Source organism: Nocardioides sp. SRI_004, from assembly GCF_057586415.1.
Window position 1 is genome coordinate 105633 of sequence record NZ_JBYCZV010000010.1, and the last position, 13515, is coordinate 119147.

Sequence of the window (13515 nt, forward strand, 5' to 3'; positions counted from 1 at the left end):
AACGGTAGGCACCGGGCCCGACGCAACCAACCCTCAGATCGGTTCAACCTGCAGGGACATTGGTCCCGGGCGTGTCGCCTTGACAGCCGACGGCCCCCGTCGGTCAGTCGCGGCCGTAGATGTCGCGCGTGTAGACCTTCGCCGCCACGTCGGACAGGACGTCGGTCTGCCGGTTGGCGATGATCACGTCGGCGCGCTTCTTGAACTCCCCCAGGTCGCGGACGACCTCGGAGTTGAAGAAGGTGTCGTCGTCCAGCTCGGGCTCGTGGACGATGACCTCGACGCCCTTGGCCTTGATCCGCTTCATCACGCCCTGCACCGACGACATCCGGAAGTTGTCGGACCCGGACTTCATGGTCAGGCGGTAGACCCCGACGACCTTCGGCCGGCGGGCCAGGATGTCGGCCGCGATGAAGTCCTTGCGGGTGGTGTTGGCGTCGACGATCGCGCTGATCAGGTTCTGGGGCACGTGGCGGTAGTTCGCCTGCAGCTGCTTGGTGTCCTTCGGCAGGCAGTAGCCGCCGTACCCGAAGGACGGGTTGTTGTAGTGCGAGCCGATGCGCGGGTCGAGGCCGACGCCCTCGATGATCTGGCGCGCGTCGAGGCCGTGGATCGAGGCGTAGGTGTCGAGCTCGTTGAAGTACGCGACCCGCAGCGCCAGGTAGGTGTTGGAGAAGAGCTTGATCGCCTCCGCCTCGGTGGCCCCGGTGAACAGCACCGGCACGTCCTCGTCGAGCGAGCCGTTGAGCAGCAGCTTGGCGAACTGGTGACCGGCCTCCGTGTCCGAGCCGACGACGATGCGGGAGGGGTGCAGGTTGTCGTACAGCGCCCGCCCCTCGCGGAGGAACTCCGGGCTGAAGATGATCGACGAGCCCAGGTGGCGCTCGCGGAGCCTGCTGGTGAAGCCGACCGGGATCGTCGACTTGATGACGATCGTCGCCGACGGGTTGGCGGCGATCGCGTCGGCGGTGACGCGCTCCACCGTGGAGGTGTCGAAGTAGTTGGTGACGGGGTCGTAGTCCGTGGGCGTCGCGATCACCACGAAGGACGCGTCGCGGTAGGCCTCGTCCTTGTCGAGGGTCGCGGTGAGCGACAGCTCGCGGGTGGCGAGGTAGTCCTGCAGTTCGGCGTCGATGATCGGCGACTCGCGCCGGTTGACCATCTCGACCCGCTCGGGATCGACGTCGAGCGCCCAGACGTCGTGGTGCTGGGCGAGGATGACGGCGTTCGAGAGTCCGACATATCCGGTGCCCACTACGGCGATCTTCACGACGCGAGCGTAAGGCCCGTTCCTTAACCTGTCTGCACATCCCGGTGAACGGCGCGGTGGCCCGGCGAGACGCGGCTCACTGCGCCGCTCACTCCCACACCGAGGCGATCGGCAGGCCCCACAGGCGCGGCCCGTAGCGGTGGCCGACGGACGCCGTGTTGAGCACGACGCCGCCGCGGAAGCGGGAGCCCGCGCGCCGCGCGAGCGCCTCCAGGCGGGCGAACTGGTGCGGCCGGAGGCCCGCCGCCGTCAGCACCTCCAGGCCGTAGATGCTGTCGTCGGGCAGCTCGACCACGAATCCGACCTCCAGCCCGTTGCGCTCACGCAGGTAGGAGACCCGGTGCTCGACGACGCTGGTCGCCTGCTGGCGGAGCAGCTCGGCGGCGACCATCGTGCGCAGCAGCGGCGCGAGCCGGGGCCGACCGGAGAAGGCGGCCAGGGCGGCAGGGTCGTGCCCGGCGAGGTGGCGGGCCAGCGCGGGGTCCTCGAAGACCACCTCGGGGCGACCGATCGCGCGCTTGGCCGCCGACGCCCGGCACCCCGGCAGCAGGCGCACCACACCGATCTCGACCAGCACGTCGACGTACGGCTGGACGGTGGTGCGGGGAATCCCGGCGGCCGCGCCCAGCCGGGCGTGGTTGAGCTCGCCCAGCAACGGGTCCGCCAGGGCTCTCAGCAGGGCCGCCAGCCGTCCCGGGTCCGTACGACGGACCGCGCGGGCCCGCCGGGCGAGGCGGCGCAGCTCGTCGTCGGTGACGGGGCGGGCCGTCGCGGCGACGTACCGCTCGACGTCCCAGGTGGTCCGCACCTCGCCCGGGACGGTTCCCCGGGAGCCCAGACGGGCGACGAAGTCGGCAGCCACGGGCGTCACCCTAAGCGGCTCCCGTGGAAAACTCGTCGATTTGTCTAACGAGGTCGCGCGAATGTCCCGGTGAAAGGCCGCGCATGGCACGATGCAGCCCATGTCCCAGACCCACAGCGACTACCGGCTGAGCCAGCTGGACCAGCTGGAAGCCGAGTCGATCCACATCTTCCGGGAGGTGGCCGCCGAGTTCGAGAAGCCCGTGCTGATGTTCTCGGGCGGCAAGGACTCCATCGTCATGCTCCGCCTCGCGGAGAAGGCGTTCTACCCGGCGAAGATCCCGTTCTCGATCCTGCAGGTCGACACCGGCCTGGACTTCCCCGAGGTCATGGAGACCCGCGACCGCTGGGTCGCCCGGCTCGGCGTGAACCTCGTGGTGGCGAGCATCGACGACGCGATCAAGAACGGGATCATCCCCGACGCCGCGAAGATCAGCCGCAACCGCCTCCAGATCCCGACCCTGCTGAACGCCATCGAGGAGAACGGCTTCACCGCCGCCTTCGGTGGCGGCCGCCGCGACGAGGAGAAGGCCCGCGCCAAGGAGCGCGTCTACTCCCACCGCGACGAGTTCGGCCAGTGGGACCCGAAGAACCAGCGCCCCGAGCTGTGGAGCCTCTACAACGGCCGCCTCCACGAGGGCGAGCACATGCGGATCTTCCCGATCTCCAACTGGACCGAGCTGGACGTCTGGGACTACATCGGCCGCGAGGGCATCGAGATCCCGAGCATCTACTACTCGCACCAGCGCCGCGTCTTCGTGCGCGACGGCATGCTGATGAGCGAGACCCCGCTCAACCCGCTGCGGGAGGGCGAGGTCGTCGAGGAGCGGACCGTCCGGTTCCGCACCTGCGGTGACATCACCCTGACCGGCTGCGTCGAGAGCACCGCGTCGACGATCGCCGAGATCATCGACGAGGTCGCCGTGGCCCGCAAGACCGAGCGCGGCGCGACCCGCGGCGACGACCGGTTCTCCGAGGCAGCCATGGAGGACCGCAAGAAGGAGGGCTACTTCTGATGGCCGGCACCAACATGGACCTGCTCCGCTTCGCGACCGCTGGCTCGGTCGACGACGGCAAGTCGACCCTCATCGGGCGCCTGCTGCTCGACTCGAAGTCGATCTTCGAGGACCAGCTCGAGGCGGTCGAGGCGACCAGCGAGGCGAAGGGGTACGACTACACCGACCTCGCGCTGCTGACCGACGGCCTGCGCTCCGAGCGCGAGCAGGGCATCACGATCGACGTGGCCTACCGCTACTTCGCGACGCCCAACCGCAAGTTCATCATCGCCGACACCCCCGGGCACGTGCAGTACACCCGGAACATGGTCACCGGCGCCTCCACCGCTGACCTCGGCCTCGTGCTCGTCGACGCCCGCCAGGGCCTGACCGAGCAGTCGCGCCGCCACGCGGTGATCCTGTCGCTGCTCCGCGTCCCGCACCTCGTGCTGGCCGTGAACAAGATGGACCTCGTCGACTTCGACCAGTCCGTCTACGACAAGATCTACGCCGAGTTCACCCAGTTCGCGACGAAGCTCAACGTCCCCGACCTCGAGGTCATCCCGATCTCGGCGCTGCAGGGCGACAACGTGGTGACCCGCTCCGAGAACATGCCGTGGTACTCCGGTCCCACGCTGATGCACCACCTCGAGCACGTCCACGTGGCCTCCGACCGCGACCTCATCGACGCCCGCTTCCCGGTGCAGTACGTCATCCGGCCGAAGTCCGACGAGTTCCACGACTACCGCGGCTACGCCGGCCAGGTGGCCGGTGGCGTGCTCAAGCCCGGTGACGAGGTCGTCGTACTCCCGTCGGGGATGACGTCGAAGATCTCGAAGATCGACCTGTTCGACCAGGAGATCACCGAGGCCTTCCCGCCGATGAGCGTGACCGTCCACCTCGAGGACGACGTCGACGTGTCTCGCGGCGACATGATCGCCCGGGTCAAGAACGCGCCGACCCCGAGCCAGGACATCGACGCGATGATCTGCTGGATGACCACCGCCCCGCTGCAGCCGCGGCAGAAGCTGGCCATCAAGCACACGACCCGCACGGGCCGCGCGCTGGTCAAGGACATCCAGTACCGCCTGGACGTCAACACGCTGCACCGCGACCAGGAGACCAAGGAGCTCGGCGTCAACGAGATCGGCCGCGTCACGCTGCGCACCACGGTGCCGCTGCTCGCCGACCCGTACTCCAAGAACCGCACCACCGGCTCGTTCATCCTGATCGACGAGGCCACCGGCGTGACCGTCGGCGCCGGCATGATCAACGGCTGACCGCACCGTCGTACGACGAACGCCCGCTCCCTCGCGAGGGAGCGGGCGTTCGTGCGTTCGGCGCGAAGTGTCGGTCTTTCTCCGCCGAAGTGTCAGTCTTTCTCCTCCGAGGTGTCAGTTCTTCTCCCTCGAGGTGTCACTGCTGCACGCTGCGCCCGTGCAGAAGTGACACCTCGACACAGAACTTGTGACACCTCGACGGAGAACTTGTGACACCTCGACGGAGAACTTGTGACACTTCGACGGAGAAACTGCGCCACTTCGCGGGCGGCGAGGAGCCGTCAGCGCTGCGGGCGGAAGTGCAGACCGACCTCGGGGTCGACGACGACCTCCTGCGCGGCGGGGATGCCGTCGACGACCAGCGGGGCGGCGACGTCGGTGTTGCGCTTCAGGACGGCGAGGGCGATCGGACCGAGCTCGTGGTGGCGGGCCGAGGAGCCGACGAAGCCGGCCGCGCGGCCGCCGTCGGCCGGGAGCACCTCGGTGCCGGCGGCCGGCAGGCGGTTCTCCGAGCCGTCGAGGTGGAGCAGGGTCAGCCGGCGCGGCGGGCGGCCCAGGTTGTGGACGCGCGCGACGGTCTCCTGGCCGCGGTAGCAACCCTTGTCCATGTGCACCGCGGACCACGCCGGCGCCTGCTCGGCGTCGAGCCAGCCGACCTCGTTGGGGATCGTCCGCTCGTCGGTGTCGACGCCGAAGCGCGGCTCACCGCGGGCGATGCGCAGCGCCTCGAAGGCCCACAGGCCGGCAGCCGGCCCCGCCGCCTCGGCGTACGCCGCCAGCTGCGCGCGGGGCACCAGGTCGTAGCGGGTCTCGGACCCCGGCCGCCAGGCGACGGCCAGGTCGGCGGTCACGTCGGTGATCTCGACGCGCATCATGAACTTCATCCGCTCGAGGAAGTCGATCAGCGCCGCGGCCCGGCCGGGCTCGGTGTGCGCCGTGAACGCCTCGCCGTCGTCGACGCCGGTGAAGGCGTGCTCGACGTGGCCCTGGGGGCTCAGCACGAGCGCGGACACCCAGCGGCCGGGCTCGAGGCCCTCGAAGAACTGCGTGGTCAGCGAGTGCAGCCAGGTCAGCCGGTCGGGCCCGGCGACACGCAGCACGTCGCGGTGGGAGAGGTCGACGAAGCCCTCGCCGGCCTCGAGCGCCTTCTGCTCGCCGAACAGGCTGCCGTAGTGGGCGGCGACGGGCGCGTCGATGCCGTCGCCTGCGACCGCGCCCGGCAGGGCGAGGAGCGGGCTGGGCTGGCGGTCGGTGGTCGTGGTCATGTCAGGTCCCGGTAGTGCTCGAGCAGGCGGGTCAGGGTGCCGAGCGCGGTCTGCATCTCCTCGATGTGGACCGGGTCGAGGGTCCGGAGCATCTCCTTGATGTCGGTGCTCGAGACTCCCGACGTGCGCGGCAGGTACCTCACCTCGCAAACGTCGGAGAGGTCGTCGAACTTCCCGGCCCAGTCGTCGCCCATCACGAAGACGTCGACGCCGTGCTCGATGATGTCGGCGCGCTTCTGCTCCCACGCTCGCTCGGGCAGGACCAGGTCGACGCCCTTGATCGCGCCGACGATGGCCGCCCGGTCGTCGTACGAGACGACGGACTTCTTGCCCTTGCCGGCGTTGAACTCGTCGGTGGAGACTCCGACGATGAGCCGGTCGCCCATCGCGGCCAGCCGCTCGATCAGCCGCAGGTGCCCGATGTGGAAGAGGTCGAAGGTGCCATAGGTCAGCACGGTGGTCATGAGGGCTCTCCTTCACAGTCGGCGCAGCGGCCGAAGACGGTGAGATGGCCGAGGTCGGGCACGAAGCCCTTCGCCTCGAGCACCGCGACGAACGGGGCCGCCTCGGCGGCGTCGACCGAGGTGACCGAGCGGCAGCCCCGGCAGACGAGGTGGAAGTGCTCGTGCCCGCGCACCGAGTGGTACGTCGGGGCGCGGTCTGACAGGTGGGCGTGGCGGACCAGCCCGAGCTCCTCCAGCACCTCCAGGGTGCGGTAGACGGTCGAGGCGTTGACCGTGCTCGCGGTCTCCTGGACCTTCGCCAGCACCTCGTCGGGGGTGGCGTGACCGAGCTCGTCGACCGCGCCGAGGATCAGCTCGCGCTGGGGCGTGAGCCGGTAGCCCCGCTCACGGAGGGCGGCGCGCCAGTCGTGGCCGTCGGCGCCCTCCCCGGCGTGCTCCGCCGGGTGGTCGGCCGGGTGGTCCGCGGCGTGGTCCGCCGGGTGGTGGCTATGCACGCTTGAGCCTCGCCCAGAGGTGTGGCTGCAGGGGCTGGCCCATCGCGGCCATGTCGAACGCATAGAGGAGGTCGCCCTCGACGTTGCCGTAGAGGCGCTTGCCGGCGACGTACTCCTTCGCGGTCTCGGTGCGGGCGACCGCGTCGGTCGTCCACTCGAACTTGCCGTTGTCGGCCTCGCCCTCCCAGATCTCCGCGATGCCCGTGTTGTGGGTCAGCAGGATCTCGAAGCGGCCGTCGCCGACCGCGCGGATGAAGCCGGTCTCGATGGCGGCGTCGCGGACCTTCTCGCCGTTCTCGTCGATCACCCAGGCCCGCGCCATGTAGTGGAAGAACGGGCGGCCGTCGTGGGTGAAGATCAGCTCCTGGCCGAACTGGAACGCATCGATCGTCGGGTAGTCGCCGTGGCCGTTGCCGCGCCACGTGCCGAGCATCCAGGCGATGGGTCCGCAGTTGGGGTGCAGGTTGTCGGGGAGTTCGAAGGCCACGACCGGCCATTCTAGGCTGCTTCCCATGGCACGCTCACTCGTCGTCAAGGTCACCTGCGGCACCGATGAGCCGGAGCGCTGCAACCAGGGGTTCACGGTCGCGGCGACGGCCGCCGCCTCCGGCGTCCCGGTGTCGCTCTGGCTGACCGGTGAGGCCGCCTGGCTGGCCGTCCCCGGGCGGGCCGCGGAGCTGGACCTGCCGCTGGCGACTCCCCTGTCCGACCTCCTCGAGACGGTGCTGGCGAGCGGGTCGGTGACGGTCTGCTCGCAGTGCGCCGCCCGCCGCTCGCTCGGCGTCGACGACCTCGTGCCGGGCGCCCGGATCGCGGGCGCGCCGGTCTTCGTCGAGGAGGCCCTCGGCGAGGGCGTCCAAGCGCTCGTCTACTGACGCAACACCAAATTTTCAGGACCGGTCACCAAGAAGGCGGCGGCGCCTCTAGGGTGTGCTCACACCACCGTGCACCCCCCTCCTACGCCACGGTGGTCCGGAGGCTCCCTCGGCGATGTCCGTCACCGCTTGTCCGGCCTGTGGCTCCCCACGGCTGAAGAACTACCGACCCTCGCGGCGCACCGGCCGGAACAACTTCCGGTGCCGTGGATGTGGGCTGGTCGGCTGGTCCGACCGCGCCGACCTCGTGCTCCCCGACACGGTCGGGCTCGACGAGATCAGTGTCGAGGAGCGCGCCGCGTGGGTCGCCAGCAAGCGCGACCACGCCGCCGAGGCCGCCCAGGTCGAGGTGCTCGACGAGCTCGGCGCCCGGCTCGAGGGGGGTCCGCAGGGCCGGCTGCTGTACGACATCGGCACCGGCGACGGACAGTTCCTCGCGGTCGCGAGCAAGCGTGGCTACCAGGTCCGCGGCAACGACCTGATGGAGGCCAACGTCGTCCTGGCCGCCCAGTCCCACGGCGTCGAGGTGGACCTCGGGGACCTGGCCTTCCTCGACGTACCCGCGCAGGACGCCGTCACCATGTGGTGCGTCCTCGCCCATGTCGCCGACCCCGAGGCGCTGCTGCAGAGCTCGTTCGACCTGCTCAAGCCGGGCGGCACGCTCTTCCTCCAGACGCCGCGCCGCTCCAAGGTCGACAGCGCGGCCCTCCGCGTCAGCGCCGCCGCCCGCGGGCGGATGTCACGCTGGGTCGACCGCCGCATCGCCCCGCACCACTGGCACCTGCACACCGCGCAGAGCATGTCCGCCGCGCTGCGCGCCGTCGGCTTCGTCGACGTCGAGGTCATCCCGCGCGCCCGCTACTCGCTCAACTCCGGCGCCTACCTGGCCTCGCTCGGCGTCCCGGCGCGCGCCGCCGGTGCCGTCGGTCGTACGACGGACCGGCTGATCGACCGCGGCTGGGCACCACGGATCGTGCTGGAGGCCTACGCCCGCAAGCCCGGCACCCTCGCCGCGCCGGCCGCCGTACCCGCGGTCGAGCAGGTCCCGGCCGACGGCGGCTCGACCGGCGGCGAGCCGAAGGGCCCGAAGCCCGGGGGCCTCGCGGCGGCCGGCTGAGCGACCGGCAGGATGAGCGCATGCGCGCCGTCCTGCAACGTGTCACGTCGGCATCGGTGGTCGTCGAGGGAAGGGTCGTCGGCGCCATCGACGCCCCCGGCCTGCTGGTCTACCTGGGCGTCACCCACGACGACGGGCCGGCCGAGGTCGCCTGGATGGCCCGCAAGATCCGCGACCTGCGGATCCTGCGCGACGAGCGCTCGGTGGCCGAGGAGGGCGCACCCGTCCTCGTCGTCTCCCAGTTCACGCTGTACGGCGAGGCACGCAAGGGCCGCCGTCCCAGCTGGACCGCCGCGGCGCCCGGTCCCGTCAGCGAGCCCCTCTACGAGGCCGTCTGCGCGGCGCTCGAGGAAGCCGGCACCCACGTCGAGCGCGGGGTCTTCGGCGCCATGATGGAGGTGTCGTCGGTCAACGACGGCCCGTTCACCGTGCTGCTGGAGACTCCGTAGCCGTCGATCTCAGGTGCGGGCGGGACGCAGCCGCAGGCCGAGCAGGTACATCTCGCAGCCCAGGCAGAACGCGAAGGCCGCGTTGAGGAAGGCCGCGACGATGGCGAAGCCGGCGAAGACCTGGCCGAGCAGGGTGGCTCCCGTCGCGAGGCCGATCGTGGCGACGAGGGCGAACACCAGGCCGACGGCCTGCGCGAAGCGGGGCGGCGCCGGGTCCTCGAGGTGGTCCGGCGGGGTGAGCCGCGGCCGGACGACGGAGCGGAAGAAGAGGCCGGTCGGGGTCTTCTGGACGCCGAGGCCGGCGCCGATCGCGAAGAGGACCGCCTGGGCGCCGGTCACCACGGCCGCGATGCCCGGGTGGGCGTCGGACAGCAGCAGCGCCACGGCGAGGACGACGAAGGTCACCGCCGCCGTGAAGCGGGGGCCGCGGGGGTCGATGCCGGTGGGTGCGTCGCTCATCAGGACTCCTGGTGGAGGGGAAGGGCCGCGAGGACCTGCTCGCGTCGCGGTGCACCGGCCGCGCGGGTGATCTCGTTGCCGGCGCGGTCGAGCACCAGCGTGGTGGGGGTACGACGGACGTCCAGCTCCCGGACCAGCTCCAGGTGCTGCTCGGCGTCGATCTCGACGTGGGCCACGCCGTCGTACCGCTCGGCCACGTCGGCGAGCACCACGCGGGTGGTGCGGCAGGGGGCGCAGAACGCGCTGGAGAACTGCACCAGCGTCGCGCGCTCCCCCAGCTCGGCACTCGGCACCGACGCCGCGACGCTCGCCCAGGCCGTCGACTCCTCGACGGCGGGCGCGGGCGCGGCCGCGGGCGCGCCGGCGAAGCGTCCGTCGACCCGACGGCGGTATAGCCCGAAGCCGGCCGCCGCGACGACGGCCAGGACGAGGATGACGAGCCCGGGGTTCACAACTGCCTCCAACGCCGACGGCGGCCCCCGGATTCCGGGGACCGCCGTCGAGTGGTGTGCGTCTCGCTACGCCCGCTCGTTCCTCGCGGGCCACTCGACGAACGGGGAGGGCCTCAGATCGAGATGAGGACCTCGGCGACCGAGCCGGTCTGCGCCTGCACGGCGCGGTCGACCGGGTCGGCCTTGGGAGCGAGCGTCCGCAGCGTCCACTGGCCGTCGCCCGCGAAGAAGCGGAAGTGGCCGGTGGCCGAGGTGGGGACCTCGGCGGTGAACTCGCCGGTCGCGTCGAGCAGGCGGACGTAGGCGCCGGAGACCGGCGTCGCGTCGTCACCCGTGCCGCGCACGACCTGGCCCTGGATCACGGCCTCCTTGGTCACGTTGATGCCCTCGGTGGAGAGGCCACCGACCGTCGCGCCGCACATCAGGCGTCACCGGGCTCGTCGCCGAGCGCGATCGGAACGCCGACGAGGGAGCCGTACTCGGTCCACGAGCCGTCGTAGTTCTTGACGTTCTTCTTGCCGAGGATCTCCTGCAGCACGAACCAGGTCAGCGAGGAGCGCTCGCCGATGCGGCACAGGGCGATCGTGTCCTTGGCCTCGTCGAAGCCGACCTCGTCGTAGAGGGCGGTCAGCTCGTCGTCCGACTTGAAGGTGCCGTCGTCGTTGGCGTTCTTGCTCCACGGGACGTTGACCGAGGTCGGGATGTGGCCGGCGCGCTGCGACTGCTCCTGCGGGAGGTGGGCCGGGGCGAGGAGGCGGCCGGCGTACTCGTCGGGGCTGCGGACGTCGACGAGGTTCTGGGTGCCGATGGCGGCGACGACCTCGTCACGGAAGGCGCGGATCGAGCGGTCCTGCTCCTGCGCCGTGTACGACGTCGCGGCGCGCTGCGGCAGCTCGTCGGTCAGCTCGCGGCTGTCCAGCTCCCACTTCTTGCGGCCGCCGTCCATGAGCTTGACGTCCTGGTGGCCGTAGAGCTTGAAGTACCAGTACGCGTACGCGGCGAACCAGTTGTTGTTGCCGCCGTAGAGGACGACCGTGTCGTCGTTGGCGACGCCGCGCTCGGAGAGGAGCGCCTCGAACTGGGCCTTGTTGACGAAGTCGCGACGGACCTGGTCCTGCAGGTCGGTGGTCCAGTCGAGCTTGATCGCGTTCTTGATGTGGCCCTTGTCGTAGGCCGAGGTGTCCTCGTCGACCTCGATGACGACGACCTTCGGGTTGTCGAGGTTGTCCTCGACCCACTGGACGGAGACGAGCGAGTTCTCGCGGCTCATGGTCTTCCTTACTGGGATTGCGCGGTTGATGGCGGTGCGGATACGAGCGGTGCTGCTGGGCAGCGCGACGGCACACGGGACACAGACGGTCCGGGGCGCAGAGGCGCCAAGAGCGACGGGGACGGCGGAACGGCCGGATTCAGAGACCCGTCAGCAGGGTCGACACAGCGCCGAGCTGACGCGGCAGTTGTCCACCGCGCGCCGCTTGGTCAGCAGCAGAGTCGTCGACATGGGGAAGAGACTAGGCGGCTTTGGCCCGCAGACCCATTCGAGGTTCCAAATGGCGAGACCGTTGTCCATGATGTGGGATGGCTGGCCCGGTGAGGCCCCTCAGCGCACGGTGCAGGACGACGGCACGGTGCCGTTCGAGCTGCTCGGGAAGGCCCCCGGCGTCACCGACAGCCGCACGTCGCCGGTCTGCTCCGGCCCGCTGCTCATGACGAACTCGACCGAGTGCCGCTCCTGGGGCTGGAACTCCAGGCCGATCCGGACCAGGCCACGACCGGCGAGGCGCTCCACGACCGGGTGGGCGACGCGCTGGCCGTCGATCGACAGCTCCGTGACGTCGCCGTCGACGGGCGAGGTCACGTAGATGACCAGCAGCTGGTCGCCCGGCTCCACCCGCTGGTGGCGGTAGCCCTCCCCCGTGATCGACGGGGGCAGCGCGCGTGCGTCGGGCGGGGTGTCGCTGTGGAAGTCGATCGCCCCGGAGATCACCTGGCGGTCGCCGACGCACGAGCGCGAGACCACGCGGGCGTCGTACTTGAGGTAGTACTGCATCTTCGTCGGGCCGCCGTCGTTGATGAAGATCCCGACGCCGGGGTCCTTGCTCGCCTTGTCGGAGAACTCGCCGGCGATCATGGTGCCGGCGATCTCGGCCTCGTTGTCGGCCTCGAAGCTGGCCATCCGGATCCGGCCCTCCATGACGCCGGTGACCAGCCCCCGGATCGACTCCGCCGAATCGCCGCGCCCGGCGGCGAAGGCGTTGAAGACGGCCTTCGCGACGGCCTGCTGGTAGTCGCTGTGGATCTCGCGGTCGTTGGTCAGGCGGTAGATCTCGTTCTCGACGCCCCACACGACGTTGCCGGAGTTGACCGGCCGATACCCCGGTACGGCGACCGGGCCGGTCCCGCGCAGCAGGTAGGACACCGCCACGGGGTCCACGAAGAACATGCCGTCCAGGCGCCCGCCGACCCCACGCTCCCAGCGCTTGCGGATGATCTCGGCGGACCGCTGGAAGTCCGGCGTCAGCGTGGCGTCGACCGCGGCCAGGTTGAGGATCCGCCCGAAGATGCGGTCCTCCTCGTCGGTGAGGGTCACGACCGGTGCGCGGCTGGTCTTCGCGAGCTCCGACATGTCCATCTGCTCGACGATGTCGACGCGGCCGTCCTTCATCCGCACCAGGGACAGGGCGCCGGGGAGTCCGCCGCCGCTGCGCAGCTCGGCGTTGTTCTGCAGGACCATCAGGTAGTAGCGCGGCCGGTCCGTGCCCATCATCCGCGGGATCATCCGGGCGGCGCGGTACGTCGACCCGAGGGTCCCGCGCGCGTCGTCGACCAGGGTGCGCAGCCGGTCGAACTGGTTGCGGACAGGGCCGACGAAGTGGCTGGAGTCGACCTTCGCCAGGGTCGTGGCGGCATCGTCGAACGCCTGCTCGCTGTGCCGGGCCGGCTCCTGCATCGCGGTGATCTGCTCGACCGGGAAGCGGCCGTCGTCCGGCTGGAAGGTCTCGGCCGTCACCAGGTCGGCGGCGTCGGCGATCGGCCCGAGGCCGTCGGTGCCGATGTCGTCGAGCACCTCGGCGACGGTGGCGACGCCCTCGGCGTCGTCGCCGAACACCGGCAACGCCTCGAGGACGGCCCAGGTCGGGCCGGAGGTGTGGTCGCGGGCCGACTCCGCGGCCTCGCGGTAGTCGGCCATCGCCGCGCGGGCGCCGTCGGCGTCGGCGCGGACCAGGGCGGCGCGCATGATCGTCGCGCTGTCCCGCACCTGCGCGAGGTCCCTGTTGGTCGCCCACACGGTCCAGACCGTCCACAGGACGGCGAGCAGCGCGACCACCCCGAGGCCGGCGAGCACCACCAGCCGGGGCCGCTCGCGGCGCAGCTGCCGCAACCGGCGCACGAAGCGCGACGCGGGAGTGGAACGGCGCCGGCGCCGGACCGGAGCGTCGAGGGATCCGTCGGTCACGAGGACACGCCCCGACGGCGGTTCTGGTGGTCACTCACCGGAAGGTGTGTGCTGTTGACTAGGATCACCTCACTTGT

Annotated in this window: 17 protein-coding genes; 5 read left to right on the plus strand and 12 right to left on the minus strand. The window is 70.7% G+C overall.

Features of this window, described 5'->3' with window-relative positions; genetic code table 11:
• Positions 1 to 103: 103 nt before the first annotated feature.
• The gene (locus AC2YHB_RS15290; RefSeq protein WP_179648042.1) at positions 104 to 1270 is read right to left on the minus strand and encodes a nucleotide sugar dehydrogenase; all 1167 of its coding nucleotides are present in this window, start codon (positions 1268 to 1270) and stop codon (positions 104 to 106) included.
• Positions 1271 to 1358: 88 nt separating this feature from the next.
• Positions 1359 to 2132, minus strand: coding sequence for a DUF4143 domain-containing protein (locus tag AC2YHB_RS15295; RefSeq protein ID WP_036550944.1), 774 nt, complete (start codon positions 2130 to 2132; stop codon positions 1359 to 1361).
• Positions 2133 to 2232: 100 nt separating this feature from the next.
• Here AC2YHB_RS15295 and cysD point away from each other — a divergent pair, with 100 nt between their 5' ends.
• Both cysD and AC2YHB_RS15305 read left to right on the plus strand, forming a co-directional pair.
• Positions 2233 to 3147, plus strand: coding sequence for a sulfate adenylyltransferase subunit CysD (cysD, locus tag AC2YHB_RS15300; RefSeq protein ID WP_036550941.1), 915 nt, complete (start codon positions 2233 to 2235; stop codon positions 3145 to 3147).
• Complete coding sequence (locus tag AC2YHB_RS15305; RefSeq protein WP_257026821.1) at positions 3147 to 4406, plus strand: sulfate adenylyltransferase subunit 1; 1260 nt, start codon at positions 3147 to 3149, stop codon at positions 4404 to 4406. The genes cysD and AC2YHB_RS15305 overlap by 1 nt, the downstream gene beginning before the upstream one ends.
• A 281-nt stretch (positions 4407 to 4687) precedes the next feature.
• On the opposite strand, the gene ygfZ is transcribed toward AC2YHB_RS15305, so the two are convergent.
• The 4 genes from ygfZ to AC2YHB_RS15325 are packed head-to-tail and all read right to left on the minus strand — an operon-like array spanning position 4688 to position 7116.
• Positions 4688 to 5671: a CAF17-like 4Fe-4S cluster assembly/insertion protein YgfZ gene (gene ygfZ, locus AC2YHB_RS15310; RefSeq protein ID WP_179648043.1), complete on the minus strand. Its 984-nt coding sequence runs from the start codon at positions 5669 to 5671 to the stop codon at positions 4688 to 4690.
• A complete protein-coding gene (locus tag AC2YHB_RS15315) occupies positions 5668 to 6135 on the minus strand; it encodes an adenylyltransferase/cytidyltransferase family protein (RefSeq protein WP_036550938.1) in 468 nt (155 codons plus the stop codon). The genes ygfZ and AC2YHB_RS15315 overlap by 4 nt, the downstream gene beginning before the upstream one ends.
• Entirely contained in the window at positions 6132 to 6629 is a 498-nt protein-coding gene (locus AC2YHB_RS15320; protein WP_308645490.1) for a Fur family transcriptional regulator, read from the minus strand. Before AC2YHB_RS15320 ends, AC2YHB_RS15315 begins: the two co-directional genes overlap by 4 nt.
• Positions 6622 to 7116, minus strand: a complete 495-nt coding sequence (locus AC2YHB_RS15325; protein WP_036550935.1) for a heme-binding beta-barrel domain-containing protein — start codon at positions 7114 to 7116, stop codon at positions 6622 to 6624. Before AC2YHB_RS15325 ends, AC2YHB_RS15320 begins: the two co-directional genes overlap by 8 nt.
• Positions 7117 to 7141: 25 nt before the next feature.
• On the opposite strand from AC2YHB_RS15325, the gene AC2YHB_RS15330 reads away from it, so the two are divergent.
• The 3 genes from AC2YHB_RS15330 (at position 7142) to dtd (ending at position 9070) form a co-directional block, all read left to right on the plus strand.
• Positions 7142 to 7504 (plus strand): DsrE family protein, encoded by a 363-nt coding sequence (locus AC2YHB_RS15330; RefSeq protein ID WP_179648045.1) that lies wholly within the window; start codon positions 7142 to 7144, stop codon positions 7502 to 7504.
• Between the two features lie 115 nt (positions 7505 to 7619).
• A complete protein-coding gene (locus AC2YHB_RS15335; protein WP_179648046.1) occupies positions 7620 to 8621 on the plus strand; it encodes a methyltransferase domain-containing protein in 1002 nt (333 codons plus the stop codon).
• Between the two features lie 20 nt (positions 8622 to 8641).
• Positions 8642 to 9070 carry a D-aminoacyl-tRNA deacylase gene (dtd, locus tag AC2YHB_RS15340; protein WP_036550928.1) on the plus strand — a complete coding sequence of 143 codons (429 nt, stop codon included), beginning with the start codon at positions 8642 to 8644 and terminating at the stop codon, positions 9068 to 9070.
• 9 nt (positions 9071 to 9079) lie between these two features.
• Here the strand turns inward: dtd and AC2YHB_RS15345 are convergent, their stop codons facing one another.
• From AC2YHB_RS15345 to AC2YHB_RS15370, 6 genes are all read right to left on the minus strand, one after another.
• Entirely contained in the window at positions 9080 to 9529 is a 450-nt protein-coding gene (locus AC2YHB_RS15345; protein ID WP_179648047.1) for a DUF4395 domain-containing protein, read from the minus strand.
• Positions 9529 to 9981 carry a TlpA family protein disulfide reductase gene (locus AC2YHB_RS15350; RefSeq protein WP_179648048.1) on the minus strand — a complete coding sequence of 151 codons (453 nt, stop codon included), beginning with the start codon at positions 9979 to 9981 and terminating at the stop codon, positions 9529 to 9531. The genes AC2YHB_RS15345 and AC2YHB_RS15350 overlap by 1 nt, the downstream gene beginning before the upstream one ends.
• Positions 9982 to 10094: 113 nt before the next feature.
• Positions 10095 to 10403, minus strand: a complete 309-nt coding sequence (locus AC2YHB_RS15355) for a DUF1416 domain-containing protein (RefSeq protein ID WP_036550920.1) — start codon at positions 10401 to 10403, stop codon at positions 10095 to 10097.
• Positions 10403 to 11251, minus strand: coding sequence for a sulfurtransferase (locus tag AC2YHB_RS15360; protein WP_036550918.1), 849 nt, complete (start codon positions 11249 to 11251; stop codon positions 10403 to 10405). Before AC2YHB_RS15360 ends, AC2YHB_RS15355 begins: the two co-directional genes overlap by 1 nt.
• Before the next feature lie 150 nt (positions 11252 to 11401).
• Positions 11402 to 11551 carry a putative leader peptide gene (locus tag AC2YHB_RS15365; protein WP_373366944.1) on the minus strand — a complete coding sequence of 50 codons (150 nt, stop codon included), beginning with the start codon at positions 11549 to 11551 and terminating at the stop codon, positions 11402 to 11404.
• Between the two features lie 30 nt (positions 11552 to 11581).
• Complete coding sequence (locus AC2YHB_RS15370; RefSeq protein WP_179648049.1) at positions 11582 to 13438, minus strand: DUF4012 domain-containing protein; 1857 nt, start codon at positions 13436 to 13438, stop codon at positions 11582 to 11584.
• Positions 13439 to 13515 lie beyond the last annotated feature (77 nt).